The 1,473-nt window shown below is 65.6% G+C and carries 2 protein-coding genes; both read right to left on the reverse strand.

Annotated features, from left to right (window positions below):
• Positions 1-9 precede the first annotated feature (9 nt).
• On the reverse strand, positions 10-939 hold the full coding sequence (locus tag OU11_RS08510; RefSeq protein WP_033516171.1) for an integrase catalytic domain-containing protein: 930 nt from the start codon (positions 937-939) through the stop codon (positions 10-12).
• Positions 930-1,352: a hypothetical protein gene (locus OU11_RS09515; RefSeq protein WP_033516173.1), complete on the reverse strand. Its 423-nt coding sequence runs from the start codon at positions 1,350-1,352 to the stop codon at positions 930-932. Before OU11_RS09515 ends, OU11_RS08510 begins: the two co-directional genes overlap by 10 nt.
• Between the last annotated feature and the right edge of the window lie 121 nt (positions 1,353-1,473).

A 1,473-nucleotide genomic window follows, 5' to 3' on the forward strand; every position in this document is an offset into this window, starting at 1 on the left:
CGAGGTTTGTCATAAATAAGTGAGCGCGAAACCGTTGTTCGTTCGTCGTTGGAAGTGAGCGCGAAACGGTGCCTGCGTTCCTGTTTGTTGTCTTGTCGGGCGTCGGCGCGCATGCGTTCGATCGCCTTTCCCGAGTATCCCATGTCCAGGCCGGCCCGGCGTGCCATGTCCTCGGTGCGTCTGCGGCTGAGCGGTTCGAGTTCGTCCTGGATGGCCGTGATCTCGCGGGTCAGTTGGGCGGGGTCGGTGTCGGAGATGAGTCGTTCGATGCGCGCGGTTGGTCGCGTCGACGTAGCCGGGTCCGCCGTCGGCGCGGTTGGCGGCGTCATGTTTCAGCACGCGCGCCCATGGGGTCTTCGGCTGGTCGTAGACGGTCCTCCTGCGTCCGTCGCGCCCCTGTTCGACGCGTACGGGTTTGCGGGTGGGGGTGAACAGGCTCGGCAGCAGGTAGGTCTTCGTCCACGACTGGTCGGGCAGGTCGCGCTGTTCGGGGGTGTCGTATCTCCAGTAGAACGCGTATCTCCTGACGGCGTGGTTGTTCCGGGATTCGACGGTGGTCTGGTCGTTCTTCCTGTACGGTCGGCTGCGGGTCTGCTCGATGTCCTTGTGCTGGAGCCGGTCGATGAGCTCGTCGTTGACGGACTCCGTGCCGTTGTCGGAGTCGAAGCAGGTGACGGGGAACGGGAACAGGGGGATCGCCAGGTCGACGGCCCTGCGGATGTTGGATTTGGCGTTGTTGCGCACGGTGACGTCCGCGGCCCGGTTGGTCGCGTAGTCCACCATCGTCAGCGTCCTGGCGAACTCCCCTCTGGCGCTGGGCCCGCAGCGCGCGACGGTGTCGGCCTCGGCCAGGCCGGGAAGGCGCGCGATCTCGTCGGTGCACTTGCGGATCCGGATCGAGTTGCGCAGATGCTCGCCGGCCGGACGCGTCAGGGACATGCCCTGGGCATTGCGGCACGTTTGAGCGGCCGCAGCCGCCGGTCGATGGTCGACGCGCTCATCGAGCGCACCTGTTCGAGCGCGTCCCCGTCGATTCCGTCGAGCTCGCCGTCGGCCCTGAGTGCGGGGATCCACTGGTCGAGCATGGCCTTCATGTACGGGCCGCACGGCATGCCCATCAACAGCCACAACCGTTCCGGCAGACGTTGCGCCGCCTCGTCGTATTTCGGTCTGCGTCCACGCCCCGGCCCCGGTTCCTCCCTGGACTTGACCGCCTGCGAGAGCAGACGCCGTGCCGTGGACCGGCCCATGCCCACGGCCACGAGCCGGTCGAGGACCTCGCCCTTCTGCTTCTTCGTTCCCCTGGCGTACTCCGCCCTGAACCTGTTCGCCAGCCGCTTCCTCGTGGCCATGTCCAGTCCGCCTTCCATAAGGCAAGCATCCCCGCGCCCGGCCATGCCGGACGGGATTTCACGCTCACCATTTATGACAAACGAACCAGAATTTCACGCTCAAACATTATGACGAACGTCG

Source organism: Bifidobacterium pullorum DSM 20433 (assembly GCF_000771405.1).
GTDB lineage: Bacteria > Actinomycetota > Actinomycetes > Actinomycetales > Bifidobacteriaceae > Bifidobacterium > Bifidobacterium pullorum.